Origin of the sequence: Sarcina sp. DSM 11001, from assembly GCF_900101015.1 — a bacterium.
Lineage (GTDB): Bacteria > Bacillota > Clostridia > Lachnospirales > Lachnospiraceae > CAG-791.
The window spans coordinates 5,588-30,967 of the sequence record NZ_FNFZ01000010.1; the positions used below are offsets into that span (position 1 = coordinate 5,588).

The 25,380-nt window shown below is 52.4% G+C and carries 21 protein-coding genes and 1 tRNA gene; 16 read left to right on the plus strand and 6 right to left on the minus strand.

Annotated features, from left to right (window positions below):
* Window positions 1-333: 333 nt before the first annotated feature.
* From BLT02_RS06655 to BLT02_RS06670, 3 genes are all read right to left on the minus strand, one after another.
* Window positions 334-996, minus strand: a complete 663-nt coding sequence (locus tag BLT02_RS06655) for a MotA/TolQ/ExbB proton channel family protein (RefSeq protein WP_092992825.1) — start codon at window positions 994-996, stop codon at window positions 334-336.
* 368 nt (window positions 997-1,364) lie between these two features.
* Window positions 1,365-2,591: an ATP-grasp domain-containing protein gene (locus tag BLT02_RS06660; RefSeq protein ID WP_092992827.1), complete on the minus strand. Its 1,227-nt coding sequence runs from the start codon at window positions 2,589-2,591 to the stop codon at window positions 1,365-1,367.
* A 243-nt stretch (window positions 2,592-2,834) separates the two neighbouring features.
* Complete coding sequence (locus BLT02_RS06670) at window positions 2,835-3,596, minus strand: esterase family protein (RefSeq protein WP_092992832.1); 762 nt, start codon at window positions 3,594-3,596, stop codon at window positions 2,835-2,837.
* Between the two features lie 579 nt (window positions 3,597-4,175).
* On the opposite strand from BLT02_RS06670, the gene BLT02_RS06675 reads away from it, so the two are divergent.
* From BLT02_RS06675 to BLT02_RS06715, 9 genes are all read left to right on the plus strand, one after another.
* Window positions 4,176-5,147 (plus strand): leucine-rich repeat protein, encoded by a 972-nt coding sequence (locus BLT02_RS06675; protein ID WP_092992834.1) that lies wholly within the window; start codon window positions 4,176-4,178, stop codon window positions 5,145-5,147.
* A gap of 84 nt (window positions 5,148-5,231) precedes the next feature.
* Entirely contained in the window at window positions 5,232-6,875 is a 1,644-nt protein-coding gene (locus BLT02_RS06680; protein ID WP_092992836.1) for a vWA domain-containing protein, read from the plus strand.
* Window positions 6,876-6,915: 40 nt separating this feature from the next.
* Window positions 6,916-8,613 carry an ATP-binding protein gene (locus BLT02_RS06685; protein WP_092992838.1) on the plus strand — a complete coding sequence of 566 codons (1,698 nt, stop codon included), beginning with the start codon at window positions 6,916-6,918 and terminating at the stop codon, window positions 8,611-8,613.
* A 197-nt stretch (window positions 8,614-8,810) separates the two neighbouring features.
* Window positions 8,811-9,161: a hypothetical protein gene (locus tag BLT02_RS06690; protein ID WP_092992840.1), complete on the plus strand. Its 351-nt coding sequence runs from the start codon at window positions 8,811-8,813 to the stop codon at window positions 9,159-9,161.
* A 129-nt stretch (window positions 9,162-9,290) separates the two neighbouring features.
* The gene (truA, locus tag BLT02_RS06695) at window positions 9,291-10,043 is read left to right on the plus strand and encodes a tRNA pseudouridine(38-40) synthase TruA (protein ID WP_092992842.1); all 753 of its coding nucleotides are present in this window, start codon (window positions 9,291-9,293) and stop codon (window positions 10,041-10,043) included.
* Window positions 10,044-10,068: 25 nt separating this feature from the next.
* Window positions 10,069-10,857 (plus strand): HAD-IIB family hydrolase, encoded by a 789-nt coding sequence (locus tag BLT02_RS06700; RefSeq protein ID WP_092992844.1) that lies wholly within the window; start codon window positions 10,069-10,071, stop codon window positions 10,855-10,857.
* Between the two features lie 232 nt (window positions 10,858-11,089).
* Window positions 11,090-11,887: a pyrroline-5-carboxylate reductase gene (proC, locus tag BLT02_RS06705; protein WP_092993026.1), complete on the plus strand. Its 798-nt coding sequence runs from the start codon at window positions 11,090-11,092 to the stop codon at window positions 11,885-11,887.
* 173 nt (window positions 11,888-12,060) lie between these two features.
* Complete coding sequence (locus BLT02_RS06710) at window positions 12,061-13,335, plus strand: O-acetylhomoserine aminocarboxypropyltransferase/cysteine synthase family protein (RefSeq protein WP_092992846.1); 1,275 nt, start codon at window positions 12,061-12,063, stop codon at window positions 13,333-13,335.
* Window positions 13,336-13,448: 113 nt separating this feature from the next.
* Window positions 13,449-14,084 carry an HAD family hydrolase gene (locus BLT02_RS06715; protein WP_092993028.1) on the plus strand — a complete coding sequence of 212 codons (636 nt, stop codon included), beginning with the start codon at window positions 13,449-13,451 and terminating at the stop codon, window positions 14,082-14,084.
* Between the two features lie 6 nt (window positions 14,085-14,090).
* On the opposite strand, the gene BLT02_RS06720 is transcribed toward BLT02_RS06715, so the two are convergent.
* Window positions 14,091-14,729, minus strand: coding sequence for a M48 family metallopeptidase (locus BLT02_RS06720; protein WP_242869721.1), 639 nt, complete (start codon window positions 14,727-14,729; stop codon window positions 14,091-14,093).
* 266 nt (window positions 14,730-14,995) lie between these two features.
* Window positions 14,996-15,703, minus strand: coding sequence for a fibronectin type III domain-containing protein (locus BLT02_RS06725; RefSeq protein ID WP_092992848.1), 708 nt, complete (start codon window positions 15,701-15,703; stop codon window positions 14,996-14,998).
* Between the two features lie 369 nt (window positions 15,704-16,072).
* Here BLT02_RS06725 and BLT02_RS06730 point away from each other — a divergent pair.
* The 4 genes from BLT02_RS06730 to tpiA all read left to right on the plus strand — a co-directional run bounded on the left by BLT02_RS06730 (window position 16,073) and on the right by tpiA (window position 19,785).
* Window positions 16,073-16,144, plus strand: a tRNA-Arg gene (locus BLT02_RS06730).
* A 370-nt stretch (window positions 16,145-16,514) separates the two neighbouring features.
* Window positions 16,515-17,534, plus strand: coding sequence for a type I glyceraldehyde-3-phosphate dehydrogenase (gene gap, locus BLT02_RS06735; protein ID WP_092992850.1), 1,020 nt, complete (start codon window positions 16,515-16,517; stop codon window positions 17,532-17,534).
* Between the two features lie 166 nt (window positions 17,535-17,700).
* On the plus strand, window positions 17,701-18,909 hold the full coding sequence (locus BLT02_RS06740) for a phosphoglycerate kinase (protein WP_092992852.1): 1,209 nt from the start codon (window positions 17,701-17,703) through the stop codon (window positions 18,907-18,909).
* Window positions 18,910-19,032: 123 nt separating this feature from the next.
* Window positions 19,033-19,785, plus strand: a complete 753-nt coding sequence (gene tpiA / locus BLT02_RS06745) for a triose-phosphate isomerase (protein ID WP_092992854.1) — start codon at window positions 19,033-19,035, stop codon at window positions 19,783-19,785.
* A 169-nt stretch (window positions 19,786-19,954) separates the two neighbouring features.
* Here the strand turns inward: tpiA and BLT02_RS06750 are convergent, their stop codons facing one another.
* Window positions 19,955-20,788, minus strand: coding sequence for an SIMPL domain-containing protein (locus BLT02_RS06750; RefSeq protein WP_092992856.1), 834 nt, complete (start codon window positions 20,786-20,788; stop codon window positions 19,955-19,957).
* Between the two features lie 257 nt (window positions 20,789-21,045).
* On the opposite strand from BLT02_RS06750, the gene BLT02_RS06755 reads away from it, so the two are divergent.
* From BLT02_RS06755 to BLT02_RS06765, 3 genes are all read left to right on the plus strand, one after another.
* A complete protein-coding gene (locus tag BLT02_RS06755; RefSeq protein ID WP_175453727.1) occupies window positions 21,046-23,055 on the plus strand; it encodes a glycoside hydrolase family 3 protein in 2,010 nt (669 codons plus the stop codon).
* 52 nt (window positions 23,056-23,107) lie between these two features.
* Window positions 23,108-23,824, plus strand: coding sequence for a YkgJ family cysteine cluster protein (locus BLT02_RS06760; RefSeq protein ID WP_092992860.1), 717 nt, complete (start codon window positions 23,108-23,110; stop codon window positions 23,822-23,824).
* A gap of 96 nt (window positions 23,825-23,920) precedes the next feature.
* Window positions 23,921-25,294 (plus strand): BaiN/RdsA family NAD(P)/FAD-dependent oxidoreductase, encoded by a 1,374-nt coding sequence (locus tag BLT02_RS06765; RefSeq protein WP_092992862.1) that lies wholly within the window; start codon window positions 23,921-23,923, stop codon window positions 25,292-25,294.
* Window positions 25,295-25,380 lie beyond the last annotated feature (86 nt).

Below are 25,380 nucleotides of genomic sequence, written 5' to 3' on the forward strand. Positions count from 1 at the left end.
GGCCAGGCTTTCTCTATCGGCCAGATTTTCTTCGAAGGCCAGGCTTTCTCTATCGGCCAGATTTTCTTCGACGGCCAGATTCTCTTTGGCGGCCAGATTTTCTTCAGCGGCCAGATTCTCTTCGGAACCGGTATCATCCGAAACAGGTGAAGCCTGTACAGTAAAGAATCCCGCGGGGATAGAAAAGGCAGAGAAAAAGAGAAGAGAGGAGAATATCAGAAAGCATGTCAGCCGGATCACAATCGATTGAAGGCGGCTTTTAAAGAAAGTCATATAGTGCATTAGATTTTCCCCGGGCCTGTTCAACAGAGCCCTCACATCTTATCTCACATCTTATTCTGAATCTTCTGTATCTTTTGGAGACTCCTGCCGGCTCCGGCACTTGTCCACGACGCAGTCCGCCAGTGTCTGCAGATCTGACATATACTGAGCATACCAGCGTCTGCGGATACTTCCTGTGACCAGACAGATCCCGGAGGCGATGAGGCCGAGGACCGTGGTGTCAAAAGCGATGAGGAGAGAACGGGACAGGGTCTGGACATCTCCCGAACCCAGAGCAGTGATGCCGGGCCCCAGGGGAATGAGGGTGCCCAGGAGTCCTGCCATGGGAGCGAGCCTGGCGGTCAGGGCTGTCATGGACAGGATATGGTCATAATGCGCCTGTTCTTTTTCCATGAGGTTGTCAGCCAGGCTCTCAAGCATGTCCTGTCCGAAGGAGGGATGAGAGGCAAGCTCCAGAAGGATATCCTTATGGCGGGTCAGCAGACCGCTCCCTTTGATCCGGGCCCTGACCCTGTTCGGTTTACAGTCCTGAAGCTCCTCCAGAAGCCCCGGGAGATGGTAATCCAGGTACCGCCTTTCCCCCCAGGCCTCCATGGCTGTCATTCCTATGCTGAAAAGTGAGAAGGCCAGAAAGCAGAAGAGGGCTATGATCACCGGAATGCGGGCGGCGTCCGCAATAGCCCGCATCATCTGTTCCAATATTGTAGAAAACATGAGAAGTCCTTTTTAGATATCCGTATTTCAGGAGCACGAATGTTCCGGGAACACGAATATTCCGGGAACACGAATATTCCGGGAACACAAATATTCCGGGAACACAAATATTCCGGGAACACGAATTTGTTAAATGTACAAAATGCACACGGATAAACAGTATCCGTGTGCATTGAACGTCGCTCATATTATAGTTTGCGTATACGCACACTGTAAATGAATTGTAATGATTATAGCAATGAATACCGTAATGCGTATAGCAATGTGTACTGCAATAAGTGTTTAGCAAAGTGCACAGCAATTTCTATAATAATATATATCGATATGTGTAATGAAATGTGTTATACAGTGCATATTTCAGTGAATAGTTATCTGTAATCAGGACCGCTCCCTTCCTTGTATTCCTGGACGAAGCGGATGTACTCATGGGTGGCTTCTTCGTCGGGGAGGATAGCAGTGTAGTTCATGTTGCCCATCTGATCCCACATGAGCTGGGGCATGCGCTCGCAGGTGACGATGCAGTTACCGTATTTTTCCATGATCTCCTCGTGGGAGTGGACATATTCGTATTCATCCCGGCGGCCGGCGTAAGCGCAGCACTGTTCTTTCTCGGCGGCGGGGAAGCGGCGCTCGTCATAGGTGACCATATCCGCCCAGATCTGGTAGACGTCCAGGGAGTGGGCGTAATCCATCATGTCGGGGGTGTAGCCGCCGGCGGGGCGCATGTTGACTTCCAGGGCGACAAAATCGCCCACTTCGCCGAGGCCTGGTTTGGCCTTGGTCAGGCAGAAAAATTCCATATGGACGAAACGTCCTTTGACTTCAAAGGCCTCCACAGCTGCGCGGCCCATTTTGCGCAGGGATTCAGGCATCTCCGCGGCCACATAGTAGGCGAGGTCGAGCCTGTGGTTGACGATATCCATGATGGAGGGCGGCCAGCAGGTCATGGATTCAAAGAGCGGCTCGCCCTTGGAATTGATGATCGCGTCATAGGAAGCGATATTGCCGGTGATGAACTCCTCCATGACATAGGGGTGGGCGGGCATATTGGCATAGAAATGCTCGAGGTCGGCATCATTCTCCAGCTTGTAGGTATCCAGGGCGCCGACGCCGATCTCAGGCTTGACGATGACGGGATATCCGGTCTGCGCGATAAAAGCCTTTGCGGCGGCGAGGCCGGTCTCATCGGCGATCACCTTGTGCTGGCGGGCAGTGGGAATACCGGCTTTCTCGTACCATTTTTTCATCTGTGCCTTGCTCTTGAACTTCTCTATCTCCTCGGATTTAACACCGCTGGTAATGTTGAAATCCGTGCGCAGGCGGGCGTCCAGCTCCAGCCAGTACTCATTGTTAGACTCCAGCCAGTCGATCTTTCCGTATTTGAAGGAAAAGAAGGCCACAGCCCGGAAGACGCCGTCGTAATCCTCCAGAGTAGGAAGATAATAGTACTCTGTCAGGGAATCTTTGACATTCTGTGCCAGATTGTCATAAGGGGAATCGCCGATCCCGAGTACATTGACGCCGTTCTTTTTGAGCCTGTCGCAGAAATTCCAGAAGGTCTGCGGAAACTGTGGTGAGATAAATATGAAATTCATTCTTGCCCCCTTTTCTTTGTATTCCGTTTTCTTTGTTACCGGGAATATTTTTGTATTTTATTCTCTTTGCTACCGGGATTACTTCTTTTCTCTGTATTCTCTCTGTATTCTGTCTGCTTCTTACCGGTTTTTTACTTTCTTTGAATTCTTATATGAATTCTTATATGAATTCTTATATAAATTCTTATATGGATTCTGATTTGAATTCCGTTTTCCTGCTGTCGGATCTTTCTTTGTCTATCCTTATGTGTTGCCAATTGCGGATCCGTCCAGGACCTTGGGGAGGAAATAGCGGATCTGTTTTTTCCACCAGTACCAGTCGTGGCTGACATCATAGCCCCAGAAGTCGCACCAGGCGTTGATCCCCTTGTCGCGGAAAATGCTGGCCATGAGCAGGAGGGTGCGGATACCGTCATTCTCCCAGGCGCCCTGTCCCACACAGAAGATCAGGCTGCGCTGGTTGTAAAGATTGATATAACGATGGTCGCGGGGCATGTTCTGCAGAAAATGCACCGGTGAGTTGTCGTACCATTTACTGTTCATCCAGCCGCCTGTAAAATAAGTGGCGTCATAGATACCGGACATGGCGATACAGCCGTCGAACAGGTCGGGCCGCCGCAGGGCTATGATACCGGCGTGCATTGCGCCGAGACTGCAGCCGACTGCAACAGGACGCCTTCCGGATTTGTTGCGTGAAGCAATGAAAGGAACGACCTCATCGACAACATAATGATAATAGTTTTCCTGGACATCTGCGCGGTGAGCCTTGTCGCCGTACAGATCGGACCAGCTTTCCTTATCGACCGTGTCTACCGTAAAGACCTGGACCTGCCCGCTGTCGATGAAATCCGCAATGGTGTCGATCATGCCGAAATCTTCAAAGTTGGTGCATTTGGAGTCCTGCGTCGGATAGACAAGAAGCGGACAGCCCCTGTCGCCGTGGATCAGAATGTGCATATCCCGGTTCAGCCGGCCGCTGTAATGGGTAAAATATTCTCGTTGCATTAATGCTTTGATTTCCTCCTGTGTTGATTTAAACTGTCAGCTCCTTACGTACGGAAGTGTTTTACCGGGACGCCTCGCGCCTGGTCAGTGGCAATATTCAGCTTTTTACGTACGGAAGTGTTTTACCGGGACGCCTCGCGCCTGGTCAGTGGTAATGTTCAGCTTTTTACGTACGGGAGCATTTCCTTTCTGTTTTCAATTAATGATGATTTTAATAGATTTATGAGACTATGGTTTTAACCGACTATGATTTCAATACATTATGCGTATCTGCCTGACAGGATGATCGTGATCAACGGCAGTGGTAAATATTCACAGTTTTTCCATTCAATGAATGTTCAATGACAATCATAGATAATGTTCACACAAAATGAATGTTAATTCAATACAAAAAATAGAAAAAATGTATATAATATTCTGGTGAATTACTACAAATGATAATGAATCTGATAATGAATGACAATGAAACCATGGCGGGGAAATTATATCCATGCAACCATTGCCGGGAATCATGGCAATGAAACCAATTCAGGATAATCATGCCAGGGAAATAAAGCCGGTAAATCAGGAACAAGAACTATGCCTGAAAATAATTTTGAATTTCTGATAGAAGAAAAAAGTAAAGGAAGCGGGTCGACACCTGAGCAGGAGGCGGCGATCACCGGCCTGACACAGGAGAGGGTTTACCTGGAGGTGCCTGAATTTCTGGAAGGCCTTCCTGTCAGAAGGATCGCCCCGCACGCCTTCAGAGAACAGCAGCATCTGCGATCGCTCTCCCTGCCCCGGAATCTGCGTTCTGTAGGGGCCTTTGCCCTGTACAACTGTCCGGAGCTCGAAGAGGTGGACCTGCACGACGGGATCACTGATTTTCACAATGGAGTATTCCGGCATGATCTGCGTCTGCGGCGGATCCGGATCCATATCAACGGAGATAATCCCGGGGGAAGCTTCACCGTGATGAAGGATATCCTGTCGGAATCAGACACCCGGCTGCAGTTTTGTCTGCTTTTCTCCGACGGGGAGGCGCGTCTGACTTTTCCCGGTTATCTATATGCCTTTAATGAAAATACAATGGCCAGAACGATCCAGTTTTCCATCACCGGATCAGGCATGGTCTACAGGGAATGCGTGCGGAGAAAGGGAGTCGGCTTTCGGGAGTATGACCGCCTCTTTTCGAGGGTCGTCCTCGATGATCCGCAGGCTGCTGTCGAAATCGCGGCTGACCGTCTGCTCTTCCCTTACAATCTCGCTCCCGAGCACAGGCAGGCCTACGAAGACCACCTGCGCGTAAATGCCCGGGAGGCCCTGCTGCAGTTTCTGCAGCAGATGCGCGGCGGGACCTCCCATGCTTTTTCTGAAGAAGGGATCCTGCGGCTGCGCATGATGGCGGACCGCGGCTTTGTCAGTGCGGACGCAGCCGACGACGCTCTCCGCGAGGCATCTGCCCTCGGCCTGACAGAAGCCTGCAGCATCATTCTGGCGGGAAGAGACAAAACAGAGAAAGAAAATGAGACTTCCTCTTCAGGGGAATTTACCCTGGATGACTGGTGAGGACTGCGTGTCAAAAGCAGGAAAGAAAGTCATAATAACAAGGATACTGTAACGGTATTTACAGGAGAGACAGGACTGGCAGGTATGGGAAACAGAGTTGAACTGGACGAAATGGGAAAAAGAATACTGGATGCGTCGAGGACGGAGCTCTATCTCTCCATGCGCTTTTTGGGCCCTGCCCTGCACAGCCTGGGATGGATCATGGATCTGTCCACGGCCTTTGTCGGGACGGATGCCGCCATGATCCGCTTTAACCCCAATTATCTCTTCCAGCTCTACGTGAACCGCCCGCGGTTTCTGAACCGCACCTATCTGCATATGATCCTCCACTGTGTCTTCCGCCATATGTTCACCGCACGGGAAAAGGAGGACAGGGAACTCTGGGATCTGGCCAGCGATATCGCTGTGGATGCGATCATTGATTCGATGGAATACCGGGCAGTGGCGGAGCTGACGCCGGAATACCGTCAGAAATGGTACAGCAGACTGGAGGAGGAGATCCATGTTCTGACTGCGGAGCGGATCTACCAGTATTTTATAGAAAGAAAGCGGAATTACCTCGAGGAGATGCAGCTCGCGCAGATCTTCGCCTACGATGACCACAGCTTCTGGGAAAGGATGGAGGACGAGGAGGAAAATCCTTCCGGAGAGAACTCCAGGCAAAAAGACTCGGATAACAGCCCTTCCGGAAATACTGATTCCAAAAACGATTCCGAAAACGATTCTGAAAACGATTCCGGTCCCGGTAATGACGATCCCGACAGTAAGAAAGATTCGCAGACCGGAAATAAAGAAAACAATAAAGAAGAAAACAAGGAAAAGAACAGCGAAAGGAACGCCCGCCGCCAACGGCCTTCCGGCAGGCAGGATGAAGGCGGCAACAAAGATTCCGACAGAAGAAATGGCGATGAAAAAAACGATGAAAAAAACGGTGAAAAAAACACTCATGAGAAGTCTGTCCGGAAACTAAAGAAGATAGAAAATCTGAACAGGCAGTGGAAGGAAACCTCCGAGCGCATGGAAGCGGAGCTTCTGGCCTCGGGGAAGGAGGCATCCCAGGACCGCGGGAGTCTGGACCGGATCCTGTCCATCTCCAACCGCCGCAGGACAGACTACCGGGAATTTCTGCGGAAGTTTGCCATCCTGCGCGAGGTGACGACGATCGATCCGGATTCCTTTGATTATGGCTTTTATAATTACGGACTTGAGGTTTACGGGAACATGCCTCTGATCGAGGAGAACGAATACCGGGAGATGAACCGGATCCGGACCCTGGCGATCGCCATTGATACTTCGGCCTCCTGCCAGGAGATCCTCGTGCAGCGGTTCCTCAATGAGACCGCGGCAGTCCTTCGCAACATCGGTCAGTTTTTCAGTTCCAGCGAGGTGCATATCATCGAATGCGATGAGCACGTTCAGGATGAGATCGTAGTCCGCGATATCTCTGATCTGGAAAAATATGCCGAATCCTTCCATGTGAAGGGAGGATTCGGCACGGATTTCCGCCCGGTCTTTTCTTACATCGAGGAAAAGAGACGGACGGGTGAGATCAGGGATATGGAAGCCCTGATGTATTTTACAGACGGTATGGGGATCTATCCGGAGAAGCCGACGGACTACGACACGGCCTTTGTCTTTTTCAACGATGAAGAACTGGATGACTCGAAGGTCCCGGACTGGGCAATGAAGCTGTATATCAGGGGAGAAAAGCTTGTCAGCAGTTCCTGACAGCGGCAGCTAAAGAGATTAGGCAGGAGGAGTCGCACATATGAATATAAAAGAAGCAAAAGAAGTGATCATCCACACCGTACAGGCTTATCTGGACAAGGACGAGACAGGAGTATATACGATCCCAACGGAAAAGCAGCGCCCGATTCTTCTGATGGGGCCTCCAGGGATCGGCAAGACGGCGATCATGGAACAGGTCGCCGAGGAGTGCGGTATCGGCCTGGTCTCTTATACCATCACCCACCACACCAGACAGAGCGCCATCGGTCTTCCTTTTATTTCCAGGAAAAACTATGGCGGCAGGGAGTACTCCGTGACAGAGTACACCATGAGCGAGATCATCGCGGCGGTCTATGACCAGATCGAAGCCTCCGGAGTGAAGGAGGGGATCCTGTTTCTGGATGAGATCAACTGTGTCTCCGAGACGCTGGCTCCCACGATGCTGCAGTTCCTGCAGTACAAGACCTTTGGCGCGCACCGGGTCCCGGACGGGTTCATCATCGTGACAGCGGGCAATCCTCCCCAGTACAATAAGTCCGTCCGTGATTTTGACATTGTCACTCTCGACAGGCTGCGCCGGATCGACATAGAGGAAGACTTTGCTTCCTTCAGGGAATATGCTTCCCGGGCGGGGATCCACGGATCGATCATGGCCTATCTCGGTATCCGGAACAATCATTTTTACTCTATCCGCACTGAGGTCGAGGGAAGACATTTCGTGACTGCCCGCGGCTGGGAGGACCTGTCCAGGACCATTCAGGTACATGAAAAAAGAAATCTGCCTGTGAATGAGGGCCTTGCCGTTCAGTTCCTGCAGGATCCCGAGATCTCCCGCAGCTTTGCCGTTTATTATGAGCTCTATAAAAAATACGGGGATATTTACCGTGTGCCGGATATCCTGGCGGGCCGGTTTACCGGAACGGAGGGAGGGGAGAAGCTGGAGCTTGATCCTGTCCGCATCCGGGAGATGAAAGTCGCTCCCTTTGATGAAAAACTGAGCCTGATCAGCCTTCTGATCGAGGCCCTCAGTCAGGCCTTTGCCGCCTGTGCGCGGGACAAGGCTGTGCAGGAGCTTCTCATGCGGGAGATGTCGCAGGTGAGACAGGTCCTGAAGTCTGCTGAGAATAAGTCTGTTGAAAATCAGTCTGCTGAAAATACAGGAGAAGGAGATTCTGCATCCTCACAGGGATCTGCAGAGACTAAGCTCCCGGGATCTTCCGGCCGGCAGTCAGCGAAAGAGGAACAGCCTGGCAGGGCTGTGCAGAACATTGCGGCTGAAGCGATCCATGAAAGAAGCGGGAGCCTGCTGCGGGAGCTTCGCAGAAAAAAGGAGGCGGGTATTCCCGTGGAGCGCGAACAGGAACGCGTCCTCAGGACTGCCTGCAGGGAAATGGACGTGCTCCGGGAACAGCTCCTGGAAAAGAGCATCTCACAGCCCCTGCCGCCCAGGATGCAGTACGCCCTGATCCGCGACTGGTTTTCCGCGCGTGAGCAGGCAAGGCAGACTGCGGTAAAAGAGGCGGACACAAGCCTGACCAATGCCTTCCGCTTCCTCTCCCATGTATACGGAGACGGCCAGGAGATGGTGCTCTTTTTGACCGAACTGTCCTCAGGCTATTACAGCCTGAAATTTATCAATGAACATGGGAATGAGGAATACTTCAGATACAACCGCATGCTCCTTCTGCGTGAGAGACGGGATGCCCTTCGCGACGAGGTCCTGCGCCTGATGGAATGAGAGTGACGTTTGACGGATGACAGTTCAGGCTATATAGTATTAACTGCGTCAGTTAATAATCTCGATTTTCTGCCTGCCTGAATTCCTCTCGGTTTCGTTATCATCATTTCGCCGGCAAATGCTTGCACAGGCCGGCCCCGGTAAGGCTGCGGAATCGTCATCCATCATTCAATATAGAAGAGGAGATAGATACCAATATGGAAATTTTCAAAATCAGACCCCTGCTGAAAGATGCCCTGATCGATGATCCCCGCGCGGATTTTAAACGCGCAGTCACGGTCGAACAATACAAAGCGGGCGAAGAGGCGGTTTATTTCCCTGACGGCCTGAACTGGAATTATCTGCCTTACAGAGAGCTAAAGGCGGTGATCCGGGCAAAATCCCTCGATTCAACGGACCGCTGGCTGGTCAAATATGCTGTTGAGAAACCTTCGATCCGTCTGCTGTTCAGAGACAGCTTCAAGATCATGATCATGGATAAGGACAGGAACGCGGACACACTCGCCAGCCTGCTCAAGGATTATCGAAACGAGGTGCAGGGAAGATAAAATAAGAGGATCAGTAACTCGTTCATCAATTTACTCTGAATCCCGCAGCGTTTTTCGGCGCAGCGGTTTCCGGAGTGCAGAGTTCCTCTGGAGACTTATAGTTCCTCGAGAGATTTAAAGAGGAGGATCATGACCAGAAATTTTAAAATGGTGGTCAGCTATGACGGGACCAGGTATTTCGGCTGGGAGCATCAGCAGGAGACAGATCTGACCATTCAGGGGAGGCTGGAGACTGTCCTGACCAGAATGACGGGCCGGGATCCGGGAGATCCTGTGACAGTGATCGGCGCAGGTCGGACCGACGCCGGTGTGCATGCCCGCGCGATGACCTGCAATGTCCTGCTCGACACGGAGATGACGGAACAGGAGATCCAGGCTTATATGAACCGCTATCTGCCGGAAGATATCAGTGTCAATGCTGTCAGTGTCTGTGCGGACCGGTTTCACAGCAGATTCAAGGCGCGCGGCAAGACCTACCGCTATACCTGCTGGTATGGAAATGCCAAGCCGGTTTTTGACCGCCGCTATGTGTACTGTCTCGACCGGAAGCCGGACCTGGAAAAAATGCGGGATGCGGCCCAGTATATGATCGGCATGCATGATTTCAGGAGTTTCTGCGGAAACTCGAAGATGAAAAAACCTACAATCCGGGTCGTGGATGTGATCAGGATCGAAGAGAGCGGTTCCTATATCCGCTTTTACGTACACGGCAACGGGTTTCTCCAGCATATGGTCAGGATCATGGTGGGGACTCTGCTGCAGGTCGGTTTCGGCGAGATCGAACCGGAACAGACAGGGCATATCATAGAGGCTAAGGACAGGAGGACAGCAGGTCCTACGGCCCCGGCCAGGGGCCTGTGCCTGATGAAGGTTGATTACTGAAAAAAGCTGATGGAAATAAAAACATATGGAAATAAAAAGGAACGATACAGACAGAGCAGCTGATACAGCCGGACCTTCTTTTGGCCGGGCAGCAGCAAGTGATTTTGACAATACCTTATATTTTATGGGAGATGAAGAACCCCTGCGGGCAGCGGATATTTTTTCCATCCTTTATTATCAGCAGAGGGGCGGTCTCTTCGGGATCTGTACCGGCAGGTCCCTGGTGGGTGTCAGGGAAGTGATCGGAAGGTGGATCCGCCCGGATTTCTATATTCTGGCGAGCGGGGCCCTGGTACTGGACGGAGAGGAAAATGTGCTCTACAGAAAATGTGTACCGCTCAGTACGGTTGAGGCCATTTACAAAAGGTACGCTTCTACCATGAGAGCCGTGATCCAGGCAAACGATACGGTTTATATTTTTTCTGAAACAACTTATCTGCAGACCCATATTGATTCCTTTGAGGATCTCAAAGGCGGACATATATACGGGATCTCCATGGCTGCGCCGGATGAAAAAACCGCTTCGGAGGCGGCGGCGGAGATCAACGAAGTGTATGGGGAGGAAGTGACTGCTTTTCAGAATATGACCCATATAGATGTCGTGCCGGCGGGATGCTCGAAGGGCATCGGGGTCGAGGTCGTCAGAAAAGCCTTTGGAGTCAAAGAGATGTACGGGATCGGAGATTCCTACAATGACCTCCCGCTTTTGGAGAGCGTGGACCATCCCTATACCCTCAACCATGCCCCGCAGCAGATCAAGGATGCAGCGGAAGGCGTTGTGAGAAGCGTGAGTGAACTGCTGGACCGGATCTGATGTTTCCGGTCACAGTCCGGATATTTTTGGTCATACTTCGGGCATTTTCAAACATACCCCGGGCATTTTCAATCATATCCCGGGCATTTTCAATCATATCCCGGGCGTTTTTAACAGCATTTTTTACACAGCATTCATTTAGTTTATAGAATTATGGAAGGAGGACGGCTCTCTCTTTTGACGGAAGTCTCTTCTAATGACTGAGGTCACGAGGTCTACAGGCCGGAAAAATATGAAACTTGGATTTATCGGTTGCGGAAACATGGCAGGTGCCATCATAAGGGGGATCATTGCGTCGGGCGTTGTCGCTCCTGATGAGATCATCGGTGCGGACCTGTCTGAACAGGCGCGGGAAAAAATCAGCCGGGAGAGCGGGATTCTGGTTACAGCGGACAATGAGGAGGTCGTCAGGAAGGCGCAGATCGTCTTTTTGACGGTGAAGCCCCAGTATCTGGAGCAGGTGATCTTCGGGATCCGGGGCTGTGCTTCCAGGGAGCAGCTGTTTGTCAGTATTGCGGCCGGCAGGTCCGTCTCATGGATCGAAGAACGCTTCGGCGAGTACCCGGTCCGCCTTGTCCGTCTGATGCCCAACACTCCCGCCCTGGTGGGGGAGGGCATGACCGCTGCCTGCGCCAACAGCAGGGTCAGACCCGAAGAGATGGAAGAGGTCTGCGGTCTCTGCGGTGCCTTCGGAGAGGTGGAACAGGTTTCCGAAAGCCTCTTTGACGTCGTCACCGCGGTCAGCGGCAGTTCTCCCGCCTATGTATTTATGTTCATCGAAGCGATGGCGGACGCGGCTGTCCTGGGCGGGATGCCCCGTTCCATGGCTTATAAATTCGCTTCCCAGGCAGTGCTCGGCAGTGCTAAAATGGTCCTGGAGACCGGGAAACATCCGGGAGAGCTCAAGGATATGGTCACTTCCCCGGCAGGAACGACGATCGAGGCAGTCCGTGTCCTTGAGGAAAAAGGATTCAGGAGCTCGGTATTTGAGTGCGTTAAGGCTTGCGCGGAAAAGTCCGCATCGTTGTGAGACGCATTACTGGCATTAATGGTATTGCAGAGACGCTGCTCCGGCAGTATAGGAGTAATAGTTACTGGTGTTTCTGGTCACTTGCTGACCGGTTTCGAGATGTTTCATGATCACACCCCGGTCAGAGTGTGACCGGAAACGAGCAATAACAGTTAAAAAAAGGAGGTCTGAAAATGGAACGTGATACAATGTGCATACAGGCGGGATATGAGCCGAAAAACGGAGAATCCAGGATGATTCCCATTATCCAGAGCACGACGTTCAAATATGATACGAGCGAGGATATGGGAAAGCTGTTCGATCTGGAGGCGCCGGGCTATTTCTATACCAGGCTCCAGAACCCCACGAATGACATGGTCGCGGCCAAGATCTGTGCGCTGGAGGGCGGAACAGCTGCCATGCTGACATCCTCCGGACAGGCGGCTTCCTTCTTCTCTGTCTTTAACCTTGCCGGCTGCGGAGACCATGTCGTCGCGTCCTCCACGATTTACGGAGGGACTTTTAATCTGTTTAATGTGACCATGCGCCGCATGGGCATTGAGTTTACTTTTGTGGATCCCGACTGTTCCGATGAAGAGCTCGAAGCTGCTTTCAGGCCCAATACCAAAGCGGTTTTCGGAGAGACTCTTGCCAATCCCGCTCTGATCGTATTTGATATAGAGCGCTTTGCCAACGCAGCCCACGCCCACGGCGTACCGCTCATCATCGACAACACATTTGCTACTCCGATCAACTGCAGGCCTTTTGAGTGGGGCGCTGACATTGTCGTCCATTCCACGACCAAGTATCTGGACGGACACGACGCCGCAGTCGGCGGCTGTATCGTGGACAGCGGGAATTTCGACTGGTTTGCCCACGCGGACAAGTTCCCGGGCCTGACCACACCGGATGAGTCCTATCACGGAATCACCTATGCAGAGAAATTCGGTCAGGGCGGCGCCTACATCACCAAGGCGACTGCGCAGCTGATGCGCGACCTGGGATCCATCCAGGCGCCGATGAATGCCTTTTATCTGAACCTGGGGATCGAGTCCCTGGCGGTCCGCATGCCCAGGCACTGCGAGAATGCCCAGAAGGCAGCTGAATTCCTCGAAAAGCATGAGAAGGTCGCCTGGGTCAATTACCCCGGCCTTCCTTCCAACAAATACTTTGAGCGGGCGAAGAAATATATGCCTGACGGCACCTGCGGTGTGATCTCCTTCGGTGTCAAGGGCGGACGTTCTGCAGCTGAGGAGTTTATGAAACACCTCAAGGTCGGTATGATCGCCACTCACGTGGCGGATGCCCATACCTGCGTGCTCCATCCCGCCTCCTCTACTCATCGTCAGCTCACAGATGAAGAGCTCAAGGCCGGCGGTGTGACACCCGACCTGATCAGGCTGTCCTGCGGCCTGGAGAGCGCAAAGGATATTCTGGCAGATCTGGATCAGGCACTTTCCTTTATCTGATCAGCCGGATTCAGATGAAGAATAAGTTTTTCGCGGCTTTTTCGATAAGGCGGGCTCTGATAAACTGAACCCGGATGCCGCAAAAAGACTTTCCGCGCAGACTGGAGAAAAGAGTGGATAAAAAATACTGTATTATGGACATGGACGGCACTCTGGTGGATTCCATGCGCTACTGGGACAGACTCAGCCCCGAATATCTGATCAGCCGGGGGATCAATGAGGACACGGATGAGCTCATGGAGCGCATCAAGACAATGACCATGCCGGAAGCCTGTGCCGTGCTTAAACAGACATTCGACCTTCCGGAGACACCGCAGGAGATCGCCGATGAACTGGGCGAGGTCATGCGGGGACATTACGAAAAGGATATCCCCCTGAAAGAGGGTGTCAGGGAATATCTTGAAAAACTCCGGTCAGAGGGCGTCACTCTCTGTGTTGTCACTTCGACAGCCCCTCCTCTGGTGAAGGTCTGTCTGGAACGACTCGGGATATGGAATCTGTTTTCTTTTATCATGAGCTGTGAAGAGGTCGGAAGAGGAAAGGATTATCCTGACGCTTTTCTGGAAGCGGCCAGGCGGCTCGGTGCCCGGCCCGACGAGATCGCTGTTTTTGAAGATGCCTTCACAGCGGTCCGCACTGCGAAAGAAGCAGGGTTTTATGCCGTCGCAGTTTATGAGCCCTTCTCCGGTAAGTGGGAAGAGACCCTGGAGATCGCGGATGAAGTGATCCTCGACTGGCGGGAAGCATAGAATGCTTTACCCGGTCATGCGCCGCATCAGGTGCTTTCCTTCCGTTTTTAACCATTTTTCATAAGTCTTATATTCAGGGATGATCCGTTCCACCTCGGCCCAGAACCGGGGGGAATGGTTCATCTCTTTTCTATGGCAGAGTTCATGGACGACGACATAATCCTGAACGGCAGCGGGAGCCAGCATCAGGAGACAGTTGAAATTAAGATTACCCTTCGATGAGCAGCTCCCCCATCTGGTCTTTTGATTGCGGATCGTGATCCGGCCGTAGGTGACACCGACGAGAGGGGCAAAATGAGACACTCTGGCGGGGAGAACACGCATTGCTTCGTCTGCCAGGGACCTAATCTCTTCCATGGTGAGAGGCTGTACCGGATGCTGGTCTTCTTCCTCCTTTTCTTTCTGGACGGCAGCAAGATGTTTGGCCAGCCAGGACCTGTTTTTTTGGATAAAGGCGTTGATCTCTTTCAGAGAAGCATGAAGAGGAGCCCGGACGATCACTTCACCTCCTCTTCGGACCTGAAGGGAGAGTGTCCTGCGGCTGCTCCGGATGATGCGGATGGAGACCTCATCGGGGATGCTGCCCTCAGGAGCCTGAGTCCTGCCGATGTGGTCAGGGGTTGTTTTATCCATAAATACTTCCATAAAAACTTCCTTTAACTGTAAGTAATTGTAAGCTTTCTGTTATTTTCTGTTATTCAAGACTCGCTTGTGAGTCTTGGCCGATGAAGCGGCTTTCACTTTTTGCGTGTGGATATCATGTCTGAAGGCACGGGTATTAAGCCATGAAGAATTTAAAAATAAAGAAAGACGGCAGGTAAAGTGCTTGCGCATTACCTGCCGCCTGCGGTTCAGCTATACTGCAGGAGACCTGATGAAACTGGAAACAGGCTCCTTTTCAGCGGGGGTCATCAGTTGTACTTCATGCTCACATACAGATAGAACCTTCCGGAATAGTATCCGTCATAAGGAGTGGGAACGGAGACAAAGGAACCGTTCTGTTTGCGCCTTGTGACGATCCTGAAATAGTAGTTCTGATATGTTTTGAGCTTGGAACCGCTGTATTTCTTGACATGTGCGGAAGTAGCTGTAGCAGTAGTGTCAGTGGACTGGTTCCATCTCCATGTTCCGTTGGGGTTCGTGGCGAGGAAGACATTGTAGCCGCTGCTTCCGGAGATCTTATTCCATGAAAGCCTGACATCGGACTCACCCTTGAGCGAACCCTTTATGCTGCGGGGCCAGGGTGTAATATACACGCTGTTGGACCAGCTGCTCTTGTCCGTGATCACATCGCCGTTCATCCGGAGTGATCTCACCTGTGCCTTGTAAACATGGTTATAGTCAAGACCGGTGATGTCGATGTAGTTGTAGGAATTGTACTGGTAGCGGTGATTCCAGTGAGAGCCGTCCGTGTATGTCCACACGATCTCATAATAATCCGCGCCTGAGACTGTGTTCCATGCGATCCGGCATGATGTGAACTTGGAGTTGTTCCATTTTACGAAACGGGCGTTACCGGGCTTAGGCAGCGCAGCTTCTGCATTTGTGACGGAAAAGGTACCGACGAGAAGGACTGCGATGAGTAAACCTGCTGCGAAGCGTTTGATAGAATTGATCATAGAGATACCTCCTTGACAAATTTCCGTTGCAGGATTGAAAGAAAAATGATTATTTTTACATATTTATTATAAACTGTTCATGAAAAAAACACAATGAGATACTGCAGGTATTTTGTGGCGTTTTACTGTTTTCCTAAGCCCGTTTTCCTGATTGTCTTCCTTATTTTCTTCTGATCTTTCTCCAGTCGTTACTTCTGTTTCTTCTCCAATCGTTGTCCTGTCCTTTCCCGTTTTCTTATCACTATTATTACATGATCGGCAATTATTGATCCGGAATGGCGATTTTTCTGCTGGACACGTCAGGAAAGATGTGCTAACATAAATTCCGTTCAGCAGTCCAAAGGGACTGTCAGTGACAATTTGATAACTGCACTCGTAGTCTAATGGATAGAACGGAGGCCTCCGACGCCTTTAATGCAGGTTCGATTCCTGTCGAGTGCATTTTCCGGTGCAGGGTGGTCTCTGCACCGTTTTTTTTACGCTGTTAAAACACACGCCCTGTCGAGGGCGTGTAACTGCAGCTTGCGAAAATCACATTCCAAATCGTTCCAAATCGCTTCGCGATTGGATTTTCGCCGTAAAACTGAGGCTTTTCGCGAAAAACCCGCGAAAAACGCCTCGAATTTCGAGGGGGTCTGTACGGTAACACAACACTACATATTTAACAATTATTTCCCAGAATACTATTTGCTTTTACTATCAAAATACTGTACAATGATTTTTGACAAAAACCGGATGGCATAATAACGACTCGGAATTACAGGTGCACCGGTTGTTGAAAAATTTTCAAGTTAATTCAGGAGGAATGAACATGGCAGTAAAAGTTGCAATTAACGGTTTCGGTCGTATTGGTCGTCTGGCATTCCGTCAGATGTTCGGCGCTGAGGGTTTTGAGATTGTTGCAATCAACGATTTGACCTCTCCCGAGATGCTTGCACATCTGCTGAAATATGACAGCACACAGGGCAGATATGAGAAGGCCGATACCGTAACCTTCGGTGAGGATTCCATCACTGTCGACGGCAAAGAGATCAAGATTTATGCTAAGGCTGACGCAGCTGAGCTTCCCTGGGGCGAGATCGGCGTAGATGTCGTTCTGGAGTGCACAGGTTTCTATACCTCCAAAGGAAAAGCACAGGCACACATCGATGCGGGCGCCAAGCATGTCATCATTTCCGCTCCCGCGGGCAATGATCTTCCCACCATCGTTTATAATGTAAACCATCAGTCCCTGACCAGCGAAGACAAGATCATCTCCGCTGCATCCTGCACAACCAACTGCCTGGCTCCTATGGCCAAGGCTCTTAATGACCTCGCTCCCATCAAGTCCGGTATCATGTGCACGATCCATGCTTACACCGGCGACCAGATGACTCTTGACGGCCCTCAGAGGAAGGGTGACAAGAGGCGTTCCCGCGCTGCAGCCATCAACATCGTTCCCAACAGCACCGGCGCTGCAAAGGCTATCGGCCTTGTTATCCCCGAGCTGAACGGCAAACTGATCGGCGCTGCCCAGCGTGTTCCCACCCCTACAGGCTCCACCACCATCCTGACCGCTGTCGTCGAAGGCAATGTGACCAAGGATCAGATCAATGCAGCCATGAAGGCAGCCAAGACCGAGTCCTTCGGCTACAATGAGGACGAGATCGTCTCCAGCGATATCATCGGCATGCGCTACGGCTCCCTGTTCGATGCTACCCAGACCATGGTTCTGCCTCTTGACAACGGCACGACCCAGGTCCAGGTTGTTTCCTGGTATGACAATGAGAATTCCTACACCAGCCAGATGGTCCGCACCATTAAGCACTTCGGCAGCCTGCTCGGCGCATAATGAATGTGCATTCCGGGATTTCAGCCGGACAGGATCAGGCTCTGCCTGCCAATAGCGCTGCAGCAGTTCCCGGGATATTTGACCTGAGTATTTGAGAAGGGTCCGGTCTGTTATGGACCGGACCCTTTTTACAACAGGATTCATTCAGAATTTAGGAGGAAATAGTATGGGACTGAACAAAAAATCGGTTGATGATATTAACGTGAAGGGCAAACGCGTTCTTTGCCGCTGCGATTTCAACGTGCCGCTCAAGGCAGGACAGATCACGGATGACAACCGTATTGTCGCGGCTCTTCCCACGATCAAAAAGCTGATCGCGGACGGCGGCAAGGTGATCCTCTGCTCCCACCTGGGCAAGCCGAAGGGCGAGCCCAAGCCCGAGCTGTCTCTTGCTCCCGTGGCAAAGAGGCTGAGCGAGCTTCTCGGCCAGGAAGTCGTCTTTGCAAAAGATGACAACGTGGTAGGCGAGAACGCAAAGGCAGCTGTCGCGGCTATGAAGGACGGCGATGTTGTCCTGCTCGAGAACACCCGCTATCGCAAGGAAGAGACCAAGAACGGTGAGGAGTTCTCCAAAGACCTTGCCTCCCTGGCGGATGTCTTCGTCAACGATGCATTCGGTACCGCTCACCGCGCACACTGCTCCAACGTCGGCGTGACCCAGTATCTGGATACGGCTGTTGTCGGCTATCTGATGCAGAAAGAGATCGACTTCCTCGGCAAAGCCGTTGAAGATCCGGTTCGTCCTTTTGTCGCGATCCTGGGCGGCGCGAAGGTCGCTGACAAGCTCGCAGTCATCAACAACCTGCTGGAGAAGTGCGATACTCTCATCATCGGCGGCGGCATGGCTTATACCTTTGCAAAGGCCAAAGGCTATGAGATCGGCAAGTCCCTTCTGGACGAAACCAAGGTCGACTACTGTGCAGAGATGATCAAGAAGGCGGAGAGCCTGGGCAAGAGCCTGCTTCTGCCTGTTGATGCTGTTATCACTTCAGAGTTCCCGGATCCGATCGATGCTGAGATCCCGACTGAAATCGTGGATATCGACAAGATCCCCGCTGACAAGATGGGCATGGACATCGGTCCGAAGACCATTGAGATCTTCTCCAACGCGGTCAAGACTGCCAAGACTGTTGTCTGGAACGGCCCGATGGGCGTCTTTGAGAACCCGATCCTGTCCAAGGGCACAAAGGCTGTTGCCCAGGCTATGGCAGATACAGATGCTACCACCATTATCGGCGGCGGCGACAGCGCTGCGGCAGCCAATCAGATGGGCTTCCATGACAAGATGAGCCACATTTCCACTGGCGGCGGCGCTTCCCTTGAATTCCTCGAGGGCAAGGATCTTCCCGGTGTTGCGGCTGCAAACGACAAGTAATAGATAATAAAAAATACCCCGGCGCAGCGCCTGTGGACGACAGATGATCAGAAGCTGAACGTGCTATAAGGGATACGGAGACAATTAGCAGTATTTTTATCATTTATGATTAGGAGAAAAGACATGGCAAGAAGGAAAATCATAGCCGGTAACTGGAAAATGAACAAGACCCCCTCTGAGGCAAAAGCTCTTGTCGAGCTTCTGGCTCCTCTTGTAAAGAATGACGATGTGGACGTCGTTTATTGCGTGCCTGCCATTGACATCGTTCCCGTGGCAGAGGCTGTAAAGGGCTCCAACGTGGCTGTTGGCGCAGAGAACCTCTCCGACAAGGACAGCGGCGCTTTCACCGGTGAAGTCTCCGGTGCGATGCTTGTTGATGCAGGTGTCAAGTATGTCATCATCGGTCACTCTGAAAGAAGAGAGTATTACAAAGAGGATGACGCTTTCCTGAACAGAAAAGTACTCAAGGCATTTGAGTATGGTCTGATCCCGATCCTCTGCTGCGGCGAGACACTTGAGCAGCGTGAGATGGGGGTTACGATCGACTGGATCCGTCTGCAGCTCAAGAGCGATCTCGTGGGCGTCACGAAGGAGCAGGCTGCTTCTATGGTCATTGCTTATGAGCCGATCTGGGCGATCGGAACCGGCAAGGTTGCAACTACAGAACAGGCACAGGAAGTCTGCCATGCGATCCGTGAACTCATCGCCGAGATTTATGACGCAGATACAGCTGAGAAGATCCGCATCCAGTACGGCGGCTCCGTCAAGGGTTCCTCCGCTCCCGAGCTGTTTGCTCAGCCCGATATCGACGGCGGCCTGATCGGCGGCGCAGCCCTCACTGAGGACTTTGGAAAGATCGTCAACTACAACAAGTGATCGGTCCCGACATAAAAGATAACTGTCTCCGGTTATTGCGTTCAGGTGACTTTTCCGGGATCTCCCGTGAACCGGGGATCCTTTAAGCAGAATTAAGGGGCAGCCTGCCGCGCTCAGATGCGCAGCCGGCTGCCCTTTATTCCGCTTCCTATACCTTTCGGCAAGTGTATCACTTCAATTCATAGGTCACGGTCACATTTGCCGTGATCTCTGCTTCACCGGGCATGAAGCCTGCGGCGCTGCTCTCCGGGCCGGCGCCTTTTCCGGCATCCATAGCCGCCATTGTCTTCATATTGGCTTCATAGGTCGTATCCTGCCAGCCCTCCGTGATGGACCTGACCGGTCCCAGGGAACGTCCGGCGGCTGCCGCAAGGACAGAAGCCTTTTCTTTTGAGGCTTCCACTGCTTTTTGCTGTGCCTCGCTGTAAAAGGCTGCATACTGCGAGCAGCTGTAGCTGACACCATTGAATTCGTTCGCGCCTGCTTCGGTACAGGCAGAGATGAGACCTCCCGCTTCTTTGATCGCGACACCTTTTACTGACAGACTGGTGCTGACACTGTATCCGGTGATCGTATCCCCGTTGCCGGTGTTCCAGTCGTATTGGGGACTTACATCATACCAGGTGGTCTGGATGTTGTCCTCGCTGACCCCATTGTCTTTGAGGGCTTTGATGACGGAATCCACACCGCTGCTGTTGGCGCTTTGCGCTTCTGCCGCAGTCTCTGCCTGGGTTCGGACACCGAAACGAAGTTCGGCCAGATCAGGCACTGCGTAAACGCTGCCTTTCGAAGTGACGGTAACGGTGTCGGATGGACTTGCTGCCTGGGCGGTGTCTGCGGTCTGGGCAGCATTCACACGGACGACGGTGCCTCCGGTCCCTGCGTCTGATGTGGAAGCACTGCAGCCGGTCAGCGCCAGGGATGCGGCGCATACCGCAGCCAGAGCCAGAGAGCACAGAGTCCGGGAGTGCATCCTGCAGTTCATTTTGTTTCTTTTTTTCATGGCTTTTCCTCACAGATAGAAATGTTAATGTTCGTAGTGCTTCAGGACGACTGTAATGCGGCGGCGGGAAAGAGACTCAGAAAATATTGTCCCTGCCTTGTTACAGTCCTCCTGTTTTTTGCTGCGGCAGGGGATGCCTTTACGGCAGTTGCTTTATATCCGAACTGACGATAAAATAATAGACGGCGTTACTGCCTCTACTTAGAGATTTTATTAAGTTTTTACTATGATTTTTACCAGGAAAGGAAGGAATGGAAATGGCTGCAAAAAACAGGAGAGCAGGCAGACTGGCAGTGATTATGCTCAGCTTTGCGCTGATTATTCAGATCTTTGGGGCGAAAGGTTCCATAACAGCCTATGCCACTCCGGAATCAGCCGGCGTCTCAGAGGAAAAGGGAAACAATACAGCGGCGGAAGTGGACGCCGTGATGGAAAAAATGACGCTCCGGGAAAAGGTCGGTCAGATGCTGATCCCGGCTTTCAGGACCTGGAATGACGATCCGGATCATGAGGATGAAGGAGCAGTTCCCTTTACCAGGATGAATGAAACGGTGCGCGAGACGATCGCGAAGAGCCGCCTCGGAGGCGTGATCCTTTTTAGTGAGAACTGTTCCGGAAGCTTGAGCGACACTATGCGCCTGATCAGTGATCTGCAGTCGGCGAATCAGGATACAGACAGGGAATGCAGAATACCCCTGTTGATCTCGGTGGATCAGGAAGGGGGAATTGTCAACCGCCTGTCGCAGGCCACGGGCTGGCCGGGAAATATGGCGCTCGCGGCAGCCGGGGATCCGGATCTGGCGGGAGCAGCCGGGACTTCCATAGGAGAGGAACTGTCCCTCATAGGCTTCAACACGGACTTTGCCCCGGTGATGGATGTCAATAGTGATCCCAAGAACCCGGTCATTGGTGTGCGCTCTTTTTCCGATGATCCCGGGACTGTGTCTCAGTACGGCAGAGCCTTTCTGAAAGGCCTGTCGGAAAGCGGCACGATCGCCTGCCTGAAACATTTCTCCGGTCATGGTGATACAGATACAGACAGTCATGTGGGACTGCCCTGTGTAAACAAAACTCTGGAGGAACTTAGAGAATGCGAGCTGATTCCTTTCAGGGAAGCTATCGATGCCGGTGCGGAGATGATCATGACCGCTCATATCCAGCATCCCGCGATCGAAAAGAAAACCAGTGTTTCAAAGCAGACCGGGGAAGAAATCTTTCTGCCGGACACCCTGTCGGGTACAATCCTCACGGACCTTCTGCGCGGAGAACTGGGGTTTGAGGGCGTCGTGGTTACAGATGCTCTCGAGATGGATGCGATCAGCAGCCACTTTGAGGAAAAGGATGTCTGGAGACTGTCGATCAACGCCGGCGCAGATATGCTTCTGATGCCGGTCTCTGTCAAGGATGCGGACACTGCCGCCAGACTGCCTGAAGTCATCGACGAGATCACAGAGATGGCTGAAAAAGGCATCATCAGTCGGGAAAGGATCGATGAATCTGTGCGCCGGATCCTTACTCTGAAGGCAAAGCACGGCCTGCTGCAGCCCCGGGATTTCGGGATTTCTGAGGAACAGATCAATGAAATAAAGCCCCGGGTCGGCAGCAGGGAAGAGGCTGAAAAAGCCTGGGAGACAGCTGAGCGTTCCCTGACGCTTATAGAAAATAAAGAAGATACCCTTCCCTGCAGACTTGGGCAGAATGAGAAGGTCCTGGTCCTGTATCCCGGAGAGAACAGGAAGCTGACTGCTGAATTCGCGAAAAAGCATCTGGAATCAGAGAAAAAGATTCCGGACAACACAGAGTGGAAGGCACTTGTCTACGGGCCGGACAACATTGAAGAATGCCTGGAGGCTGCGCGGGAGGCCGACCATGTGGCTGCCGTCTCCCTTATGTTTTCCGCGCCGGAGCTGGATCCCCGGACAGAGGACGGAGAATCCGGAATGGCTCTGGACAAAATCATCGCAGGCGTTCACAAAGACGGCGGCAGGATCACTGTGATCAGTGCCTGGCTGCCCTATGATGCCGCCAGATATCAGGAGGCGGATGCGGTCATAGCCTGTTACGGGTCAACCGGGATGAATAACCTGCCTGAGGAGGGACAGGCTTTTAATCCCAGCCTTCCCGCTGCCATCTGCGCTGTTTTTGGCGGTTCTGAACCGGAGGGGACACTCCCTGTGAACCTGATGAAGCTGGATAAGGAGTACCATTTTACCGATGAGGTCCTCTACCCGAGGGGATATTCCTGGAAAAAGCAGCAGACACCGTGACAGAACGAAAGATGCGAAAAACCGTCTTAACATGAAGGAGTATCAGTAGACAATGCTGCGGGAAGAGGGAATAGAAGAAATCTATGACGGACGCTTTTACTCACCGGACGATCTGGTACCGGTGGGCTGTTCCGGCTGTGAGGGATGTTCTGACTGCTGCCGGAACACAGGCGATACGATCATCCTGGATCCCTACGATATGTACCTGCTGCAGACCGGGACCGGCAGGACCTTTGAGGAGATGATCGAGCTCCAGATCGAGATCCGGCTGGTGGAAGGCCTGATCCTGCCCAACCTGATGCAGCATCATGAAGGAGAATCCGGAGGCAATAATGGATTGCAGCAGGACTGCTGTCCCTTTCTCTCAGAGTCCGGCCGGTGTACGATCCATCCCTGGCGTCCCGGTTTCTGCCGGCTCTATCCCATGGGCAGATACTATGAGGGAGACAGGTTTTATTATATCGTTCAGAAAAATGAATGCACAGGAAGGGAAAAGACGCCGGTCCTGCTCAGAGACTGGCTGGGGGTCGAGGACCTGCCCCGGTATGAAGCCTTTATCAGCAGTTGGCACAGCTTCAGGAAAAGGGCGGAAAACGCCCTCGCCTTCCTGACAGAAAAAAGCCGGTCCTCTGTCGCCCGCTATATCCTGCAGCTGTTTTTTGTCCATCCATACCTGACTGAAATGGAGTTTTACCCTCAGTACGAGGCCAGGATGGAAATCTGCATGGGCGCCCTCGGGGATGCTTTCCGCGCAGCGGAAGGAAGATAAGGACCTTTCACTGCACCGGGAAGCATCATGGAAATATCATGGAAGTATCAGGAAAGTATCGTGAAAGTATAACGGAAATATCATGGAAGTGACCGGATGGAAAAAACAGTCATTGTAATCGGTGCCGGCGCGGCCGGGCTGATGGCCGCCGCTGCGGCGGCGGAAAAAGGGCACAGGGTGATCGTGCTGGAAAAAAATGAAAAGGCGGGAAAAAAGATCTATATCACCGGGAAGGGAAGATGCAATCTGACCAATGATTGTGACACGGAGGAGTTTTTCAGCCATGTTGTGCGAAACCCCAAGTTTTTGTACAGCGCCGTCTATGGCTTTGACCACGGGATGGTCAAGGACTTCTTTGAAAAAAACGGATGTGCGGTCAAAGTGGAGCGCGGCAGCCGTGTTTTTCCCGTCTCTGATCACGCCTCCGATGTGACGGCGGCTCTTGTCAGGTTTTTGAAGAAGCACGATGTGGATATATGCTGCCATTCGCCTGTAGAGGATATTCTGACAGAAGATCTGTTTCCGGAGGGCGGATCGGGCACAGAAGCAGGGGACGGGAAACATAATGATCCCCGGAGCAGGAAAAAGGGTCCTGACCTCTGTGTGCGGGGAGTGCGTCTGAAGAACGGGAAGATGATCCCGGCGGATGCGGTGATCCTGTGCACCGGCGGCCTGTCCTATCCGTCGACAGGCTCGACCGGGGACGGTCTGAAAATCGCCCGGCGGCTCGGCCTGAAGACAACTCCGACAGCCCCCTCCCTTGTCCCCTTCGAGACCCGGGACCAGTGGTGTCGGGACCTGCAGGGTCTTGCCCTTAAAAATGTCTCCGTGCGGATCTTTCCTCTGGAAAAGACCAGTGAAACGGAAGGCGGGGAAGCTCCGCAGGGCAGAAAAAAGGCGAAGCCTGTCTACGAAGCTTTCGGGGAGCTGCTCTTTACCCATTTCGGCCTGAGCGGACCGATCATTCTCACGGCATCCTGCAGCTGTGACTTTGAGAAATATCCGGAGGGGTTCCGCCTCTTCCTGGATCTCAAGCCTGCCCTGTCACAGCAGCAGCTGGAGGAGAGGATCGCCAGAGAGTTTGCCGCTTCACCCGGAAAACACCTGCCCGCCGCGATCAGGCCCCTGTTTCCTGCCCGTCTCGCAGAGGCCGTGACAGAGCTCTCCGGCTTCGGGTCTGAACAGCGGGCTGCCGCCTTTTCTCCTTCCAGGATCAGGGAGCTCGCCAGCCTGATTAAAAACATCCCTGTCACGGTGACCGGCACCAGGGGGTATACAGAGGCGATCATCACAAGAGGGGGGATCAGTGTAAAAGAGATCAACCCTTCCACGATGGAGGCGAAAAAGATCGCAGGATTGTATATTGCCGGAGAGATCCTGGATGTGGACGCGCACACCGGCGGATTCAATCTCCAGATCGCCTGGTCGACAGGCCATCTGGCAGGCAGCAGTATCCCGGTGGAATCCTGAGAAACGGGGGCGGGCCCCAGCTGCTGTCGTCATTTTCGTCTGCGCATGGTCTCATTACCAGGCAAAAATTATGATCAGAGAGGAAA